The 7,770-nt window shown below is 34.3% G+C and carries 7 protein-coding genes and 1 pseudogene; 1 reads left to right on the plus strand and 7 read right to left on the minus strand.

The window, feature by feature from the left end:
• Positions 1-765 precede the first annotated feature (765 nt).
• The 5 genes and pseudogenes from RH95_RS08950 to RH95_RS08970 form a co-directional block, all read right to left on the minus strand.
• Positions 766-1,530, minus strand: a pseudogene (locus RH95_RS08950) (ABC transporter transmembrane domain-containing protein); the annotation flags it as partial.
• A gap of 449 nt (positions 1,531-1,979) precedes the next feature.
• Positions 1,980-3,197, minus strand: a complete 1,218-nt coding sequence (locus tag RH95_RS08955; RefSeq protein ID WP_001291561.1) for a tyrosine-type recombinase/integrase — start codon at positions 3,195-3,197, stop codon at positions 1,980-1,982.
• A gap of 81 nt (positions 3,198-3,278) precedes the next feature.
• Entirely contained in the window at positions 3,279-3,482 is a 204-nt protein-coding gene (locus RH95_RS08960) for an excisionase (RefSeq protein WP_000814511.1), read from the minus strand.
• A 460-nt stretch (positions 3,483-3,942) separates the two neighbouring features.
• The gene (locus RH95_RS08965; protein ID WP_000857133.1) at positions 3,943-4,173 is read right to left on the minus strand and encodes a helix-turn-helix domain-containing protein; all 231 of its coding nucleotides are present in this window, start codon (positions 4,171-4,173) and stop codon (positions 3,943-3,945) included.
• Positions 4,170-4,592 (minus strand): sigma-70 family RNA polymerase sigma factor, encoded by a 423-nt coding sequence (locus RH95_RS08970; protein ID WP_000804885.1) that lies wholly within the window; start codon positions 4,590-4,592, stop codon positions 4,170-4,172. The genes RH95_RS08965 and RH95_RS08970 overlap by 4 nt, the downstream gene beginning before the upstream one ends.
• Positions 4,593-5,096: 504 nt before the next feature.
• Between RH95_RS08970 and RH95_RS08975 the strand changes: the two genes are divergently transcribed.
• Positions 5,097-5,450, plus strand: coding sequence for a helix-turn-helix transcriptional regulator (locus RH95_RS08975; protein ID WP_001227347.1), 354 nt, complete (start codon positions 5,097-5,099; stop codon positions 5,448-5,450).
• A gap of 59 nt (positions 5,451-5,509) precedes the next feature.
• Here RH95_RS08975 and RH95_RS08980 read toward each other — a convergent pair whose 3' ends face one another.
• Both RH95_RS08980 and tet(M) read right to left on the minus strand, forming a co-directional pair.
• Positions 5,510-5,677, minus strand: a complete 168-nt coding sequence (locus RH95_RS08980; RefSeq protein ID WP_000336323.1) for a cysteine-rich KTR domain-containing protein — start codon at positions 5,675-5,677, stop codon at positions 5,510-5,512.
• A 118-nt stretch (positions 5,678-5,795) separates the two neighbouring features.
• Positions 5,796-7,715 carry a tetracycline resistance ribosomal protection protein Tet(M) gene (gene tet(M) / locus RH95_RS08985; protein ID WP_010248735.1) on the minus strand — a complete coding sequence of 640 codons (1,920 nt, stop codon included), beginning with the start codon at positions 7,713-7,715 and terminating at the stop codon, positions 5,796-5,798.
• Positions 7,716-7,770: the final 55 nt, after the last annotated feature.

The following is a 7,770-nucleotide window of genomic DNA, read 5'->3' on the forward strand; positions in this document are numbered from 1 at the left end:
TATACTAATCTCACCTAAGCAATTTCAAAAATATTTACACTTCAAAGTGTTTGGATTTTTATATAGAGATGACAAAATACCCCTCACATTATATCGTGAAATTTGCCCTCTTTGGTAACCAAAGTTTTTATTTTTCAATAGTATTTTTGAGTTTTAATGATTAACTTGAACATAAAAAATGAGGACTTATGCTCTTAGGCATAAATCCTCTAAAATGAAAGGAATTTATTCTTTCACTATATTTTAAATTTGATTTTTTATGATAATTACCAGTAGACATTAAATAATATATAGCAATGATCCAAACTATTTAATATATTTTCGATTACCTAAAAACCATTATTTTTAATTCCTACTTCTCAAATTATTCTCTTATATAACAATAAGAAGCAACTATTAAGAAATACTTAATAGTTCAAACTAAATTCTAAGAGAAATAAAAAACTAAAACTTATAGAAAAATATTGTATTATGCTTTAAAATTAATCGTGAAGAATTAGAAAACTCTCTTACCTATTTGTGGTATACGATTAATAAAAAAATCTAAATAAAGCATTTGATTCAATTTTGAATCATTAATGTAAAACAAAAAATTTCGATGATGAGCTTAGTATGTATTTATATTTTTAATTTTCATAGCAAGCACAGTAAGTGTACGGACACTTACGAAAAAATTAATGGAACATACCTTTACGGAATGCTCCATTTTTTTTATTTTTACCTTGTTAGGGAGAACCCTAAGACCCCGAAATATATTTTATAAATAGGAGATATATTTTTAGATAAAGATACAGGTAACTGACAGCTCTTCATCCATTCATAAAAGTATCTTGCATTTGCAATGACTTTATCTTTGTACTTTGCGTACGATCTCTTGTCTTGATTAAATGTTTTTATCACTTCTATTCCATTGACGTACTCAATAATTGCAGAATTCATTTCTCGATTTACCTTTACAGATCCTTCATATTGAACAGCATAATTTTTCATTACGAGTCCCATAAAAAGCATTCCCACAGGAATGGATACTAATGATAAAAGAGCCATTCTCCAATCAAGAAATAATAAGTAAATAAATATACTCAAAGAACCTAAGAGATTCGATGTCATTTCAGGCAACAGGTGAGCGAGCGGTTTCTCCATACTTTCAACCTGATCCACTATAATCTGCTTAAAGTTTCCGCTTGGAACAGAGATTATTTCTCCTAATGGCATCTTTGGAAGTTTTTCAAGCATTCTTAAACGAACATCTTTCAGTACACTAAAAGTTGCTTTATGGGATACAGATAAAGCCATAGAGTATAAAAATGATTTTAAGATGTAGGATAACAATCCTATTCCTAACCATAAAGAATAAATTTTAAAATCCTCATTTCCCTTTAACAATTCAACTAAAATACGACTTGCTGCAATATATGGAATAATCCCTGCAATAACACCGATACTCGCTATAAATACAGATGTTTTTAACTTTGAATGTTCCTTTTTTGCAAGCTCCCACAATATAGTAGCAGGACTTTTTTGTTTCATAATCAACACCTCCAAATAAAATAACTTAATTAGCTAACTTAGTTATCTTTATTTTAAAAAATATAAGGGCGCTTAATACCCTTTCCCTTATATTTAAAAACCTCGTAATTTCTCCCATCCATCATAAAAAAACTTCGAAACTATTCTTGTGTTTAACTTTACTTCTTCTTCTGTTTGAGAATGTATTATAATTTCACACAATGCATTAATATAAGCATGGTTTAACAAATGCATTGCATTTTTAGGGACTTCTAATTTTATATTCTTTTTCTTTGAAACAAAGTATAAATTTCTAATTATCTTTTTATATTTTCTTAAATGCTCGTAAAGCCTTATTCTATGTGCTTTCGAGTATTTTTACTGTAGGAAGATACTTCACGTTTCTTTGCATATTTCCTCATGTCTTAGCTGTCAGAAGTGGTAAATAAGTAGTAAATTCATTTGTACTACTAAGCAACAAGACGCTCCTGTTGCTTCTCTTTATTCAAGCGTTTCATTTCTGCCATTGCAGAATCGAATGTTGCATGTGCGTAATAGTTCAGCGTCATGGCTATATTAGCATGTCCCATAATGTACTGTAATGCCTTTGGATTCATTCCTGCATTTGCATAGTTGGTACAGAATGTATGTCGCAAACTATGTGGAGTGATGTGTGGCAATTTATCCTCGTTATACTTATTGTATTTCTTAACAAGACCTTTCATCATGCCGTTGTAATCACTTGCCACTTTTGGATAGTTCTTTCTATTAAGAAAGAGGAAATCACTATATCCATCAATCTCAACACGCTTATCATTCTTTCGATTCGCTAACACTCGCTTAAATGCTTGATAGGCTTCTTCAACCATAGGAACTTGACGTTCGCCACTTTTGGTCTTTGGTGTTTCAATGTAGTACCCAATTTCAGTATCTCTCAATAGCTGATGGTCTATATTGACAAGACGATTCTCAAAATCTAAATCTGGAAGTGTCAAACCACCAAACTCTGAAATACGAAGACCTGTTTTTAAGAGTATCAGAATTTCATCATAATTTTTGCTGTAGGTTTTATCAGCTTTTGCAAAGGCTAACAGTTTTTCTTCCTGTTCTTCTGTTAGTACGGTCTTAGGGACAGTATCATCATCAAGAACTGCTTTCAGTTGAAAGTCAAATGGATTCTTCCGAACACAATCATCTTGTATAGCAATATAGAATGAAGCCTTTAAAGAACGTTTGTAGTTATTGATGGTTTGATAAGCATAACCATTTTCACTCATTCTAATAGCCCATTCTTTAGCGTCTGATGGCTTAATACTGTCAATACTTCTTACACCTAACTTGTCTTTCTTCAAAATATCCATAAGATATTTGCGTCCAGTTTCAGTGTTTTTTCTAACCTTTGGTCTTTGAGCGTTCTGTTTTGCGTAAAGCTGGCAGAGTGTCATTTTCTTTCCTACAACATCAATACCATCATGAATGTCTTTCTGTAACTCTGCGATTTTCTCTCTAAGTGAGATACAATCACGCTTTCCTGCTGGTACTCGGTCTGTAGCCACAAGTTTCCACGAGTAAACAAATTGCGGTTCTCCAAATGAATCTATATATTTGTATAAGTATCTTCCGTCTTTTCGTTGGCTCTCTCCAGTCTTTAAGATTCGACCTTTATTGTCACGTCTTTTTTCTGACATGGCATTTGCTCCTTTCCTTTATGGAAAGAGCCTTGATACGACTTAATACTATTTTATCATATACAAGACCCTTTGGCGACGCTAGATTGCGTCCAATGTATCTATAATTTTTTCAAATTGTTTTCGTTTAATCTGAATACGATTGCCATTCATAATCAGCCAATTTGCATTTTTATTTTCCTCTGCCAAGCGTCGTAGCTTGTTTTCGCCAATACGAAAATATTTTGACGCTTCTTCAATGGTTAGGGTATAACGTTCCCAAATAGGAATGTCAGTCTGCTTCATAAAATCCTCCTTTCCAAATCACTTATTTGGATTTCATAAAAGTTGTTTTACCAGCAATCGAACAGCTTTAGCAAAGCTCACGGGAGTTCCACCCCTGCATGGTTCTCATGTAGCCATACTCATTGCCTGCGACGGTTTTATCACGCTCGGACTATTGACTGTATGGGAGTATCATTATCACGATAAGAATGTCGTTGCAGGCAATCCTGCTAAAGATTGCTTCTCGGATCACTAACATGAATCGCTCGCTATCTTTATAAGATAGGTCATGGCGGTTAGTTCCGTTGGCTCTTTTCTTATCGAAACGTATTCGATTACTTTTATTCAGTTTTCAAAGAACAATGGCTCGTTAGCCTATCAAAACACATTGAAAGCTCAATATGCTTTGGTGGAATAACAAACCTCCCTGTTCGGGAAGCGTGGAATGGTTTAGCACGCTTCCACGAAAGGAGAGAGGATATTACTTAATTTCAAATGACAAAATCTTTGTAATCAGTCTGGTTTCCATTCTTCCACGTAAGACTTCATCAACGACCATACTTTGATTGCCATATTCATCTTTCATAAGTCGTAGGGAACGCTTCGTTATGTACCCTCTGTAATGATGTAGAATCTGGTTAATCGCTTCGGTATCGCCATCTGTTGCCTTTACAATGAGAGGAAAGGGAATCATAGGATATTGTGTTTTCATTCTTCAAATTCCTCCATAAACTTTTTAATTAAGGCTAGTCCACTGGTTCTATGCCGATAGACAGTAGAACGGTTCAATTTCAACAGGTCTGCAATTTCTGAATCGCTCATGTCCATAAAGTAAAACAGCAGTAGAATTTCACGTTTCTTGTCTGGCAACTCACGTAATGCTTCACTCAACAAATCATTTTCAACGCCTACTGATAACCCATTGAGTGTAAAAATCTGAAAGTCAGTTGAATAGTTATCTGTTGTCGCAAACTGGCTAACAAGATAATCGCCAACATCCGAAAAGGACACCTCACGCTTTGCAATCCTTGAAAGATAAAGCATATAATTCTTTCGCTCGTCTTCCATAGCACGTTTACAGATATAGTCAAACTGATTTTCTATTGTGGTCTGAAAAGAAGATGGTTTCATGTTTCTCACCCCCTTTCTGTCTAGGAAAGGAAGTGAGCCTTGCTCGTTTATCTCCTTTCACTCTTAGTCCCAATGTGAAAGGGGGATTTGTTGCATTACTGATAAATAAACTTTGTAAAAAAGTTCTGAATAGCCAAAAAAGCATATAAACAGATTTATTTCTCTGTTTACATGCTTCTGTTATTCTATCTATATGATTTATAAAACCACATTGGTGGACGTACTTATCTATTGCAGATAGACGACTTTTTTTGACAAGAACCCAATGTAAGGAAATTTATTGTATATGATGTACTTCATGGCGACGTTGACCTCCAACAAACCGCCATTTGGAAGTAATATACAATATTTTAACAGCGTAAATAGCACTACCATATAACGGTTTTTTTTATTGGCGTTTAGTAGTGCTTTTTATTAAATATAAACCTATAAACCATATAACACGTTTTTCTATACCTGTTTTTAATTCAGTAGGAACAATAAAATGTATAGAGGTGGTCTACTATGCGTAAAAAAGAAGATAAATATGATTTTAGAGCCTTTGGTTTAGCCATTAAAGAAGCTCGATTGAAACGAGGTTTAACTCGTGAACAAGTGGGAGCATTGATTGAAATTGACCCACGGTACTTAACTAATATTGAAAATAAAGGGCAACACCCCAGCATACAAGTTCTTTATGACCTTGTATCGTTACTTCATGTTTCCGTTGATGAATTTTTCTTACCTGCTAATAACTTGGTAAAAAGCACCCGACGATTACAGATAGAGAAATACATGGATAGCTTTACAGACAAAGAACTATCCTTAATGGAATCTTTAGCCAGCGGTATCAACGAAGCAAGAAACATCGAAGACTAATTAAAAGAATCCATACATAACGGAAAGAGCCGATAAAATGAGATTGTATTAATCTCATTTTATCGGCTCTGCGTCTTTGCGTCTGGCTCTGTAATCACAGTTACTTTGAACTGCTTTATTTCAATTAAATTTTCTTGTCTGCATTTCGGACAATAGAGGGGGAATTTTTTTAATTCAGTATCTTCCCTTATCTTTAATCGTGTTTTATTTCCACATACAGGACACAATATCCACTTGTAGTTTATAATAACTATCTCCTCCTTTACACTTTAATTCAAATCTTTATTAAAAAATATTTCATCTTATTTAACAAGAAACCATATTTATATAACAACATAAAATACACTAAGTTATTTTATTGAACATATATCGTACTTTATCTATCCGACTATTTGGACGACGGGGCTGGCAAACAGGTTCACCGGTAGTAACATGGTACCCTTTTAACTCTGTTAAACAAACACTACGTCCATTTGTAAAGAAAGTTAAATCACTACGATATTCTTGAATACACCGAGCAGGGATTTCTCCACTAAGAATGACCTCATTATTTTTCAATTGAGTGTCTACGATGTTCGCACAATATTTAGGAGCATCGTTGTATGCTCGTGAAAGATATTCCTGTGGCGCATAAATTTTAAAACTAAGATATGGCTCTAACAATTCTGTTCCAGCTTTTTTTAAGACTTGTTCCAATACAATAGGAGCAAGCATCCGAAAATCTGCTGGGGTACTAACAGGGCTATAGTATAAGCCATACTTAAAACAGATTTTACAGTCCGTCACATTCCAACCATATAATCCTTGTTCGCAACCATAGCGTATCCCTTCCATAACTGCATTTTGAAATGATTGATTTAAGTATCCAAGAGAAACCGAGCTCTCATACTGCATTCCACTTCCCAACGGAAGCGGTGATACAGATAAACCAATGGAAGCCCAGAAAGGATTTGGCGGCACTTCGATGTGAATGGTATATTCTGCATTTTTTAACGGTCTCTCCATATAAATGACTGTAGGCTCTTTTAGTTCTATCTCCACATGATACTTTTCTTGCAACAGTGCACTAATCACTTCCATTTGTACTTTCCCTAAGAAAGAAAGTATAATTTCATGTGTCGTAGAATCCACGTAATATCGTAGAAGCGGATCACTATCTGAGATTTCCAAAAGGGCATCAAGCAACATTTCTCTCTGTTCAGGTTTACTCGGTTCAACAGTTGTTTGTAGTAGAGGGTGCGGATTTTCAATCTTTTTTCTCTGTGGCAATAGTTTTGTATCTCCAAGAACACTATTTAACTTCAAAAACTCATTTTGCAAAATAACAATTTCTCCAGAATAAGCTCTATCAATCTTACATAATTCACCATTTATTGAAGTATACATTTCTGTAACTTTTATTTTTTCTTTTTCTGATACTCTAACCGAATCTCGTAAATGTAGTACTCCACTATAAAGGCGTATATATGCAAGACGTTGTCTTTTTTTTGTATATTCAATTTTGAAAACACTTCCGCAAAGTTCAGACGGACCTCGATGTGTTGATGAATAAAATTTATTAGTAATAACTTCTATAAGGTTATCAATCCCTATATTACTTTTTGCACTTCCATGATAAAGAGGGAACAGAGAACAATTCTGAAATCTTATGCTTTCCTCTTGTTCGAGTTCCAATGCTTCTAATGATTTACCGGACATATATTTCTCTAAAAGGTCATCGTTTCCCTCTATTACCGTATCCCATTGTTCAGATTCGGTAAAGTTCGTCACACACATATTAGGATACAGTTCTACCTTCTGTTTGATTACAATTTCGGCAGAAAGTTTCTCTTTAATATCCTGATAAACCGTTGATAAATCAATTCCATTTTGGTCAATCTTATTGATAAAAAAGATTGTGGGAATCCCCATTTTCCTAAGTGCATGAAATAATATACGAGTTTGTGCTTGTACGCCATCTTTTGCAGAAATCAGTAGAATTGCCCCATCTAAAACTGATAATGAACGATATACTTCTGCTAAGAAATCCATATGTCCTGGCGTGTCTATGATGTTCACCTTCGTATTTTCCCACTGAAAAGAGGTTATTCCTGTCTGAATTGTAATTCCTCTCTGACGTTCTAAAAGCGTATTATCCGTCCTCGTTGTACCTTTGTCCACGCTTCCTAATTCTGTAATCGCTCCACTGTTATATAATAAGCTTTCTGTTAAGGTAGTTTTTCCTGCATCAACATGAGCTAAAACTCCAATATTAATAATTTTCATGTGATTTTCCTCCATTCAAAAACCCAAAAGGGCATAAAAATCCCACACAGTACGT

The organism is Peptoniphilus rhinitidis 1-13, assembly GCF_000246925.1.
Taxonomy (GTDB): domain Bacteria; phylum Bacillota; class Clostridia; order Tissierellales; family Peptoniphilaceae; genus Peptoniphilus_A; species Peptoniphilus_A lacydonensis.

What these genes read in the sequence shown, in the direction of transcription:
- RH95_RS08965 (WP_000857133.1), bottom strand. Translation starts at nt 4,173, where the DNA reads ATGAAAACACAATATCCTATGATTCCCTTTCCTCTCATTGTAAAGGCA.
- RH95_RS08960 (WP_000814511.1), bottom strand. Translation starts at nt 3,482, where the DNA reads ATGAAGCAGACTGACATTCCTATTTGGGAACGTTATACCCTAACCATT.
- RH95_RS08970 (WP_000804885.1), bottom strand. Translation starts at nt 4,592, where the DNA reads ATGAAACCATCTTCTTTTCAGACCACAATAGAAAATCAGTTTGACTAT.
- RH95_RS08975 (WP_001227347.1), top strand. Translation starts at nt 5,097, where the DNA reads ATGCGTAAAAAAGAAGATAAATATGATTTTAGAGCCTTTGGTTTAGCC.
- RH95_RS08955 (WP_001291561.1), bottom strand. Translation starts at nt 3,197, where the DNA reads ATGTCAGAAAAAAGACGTGACAATAAAGGTCGAATCTTAAAGACTGGA.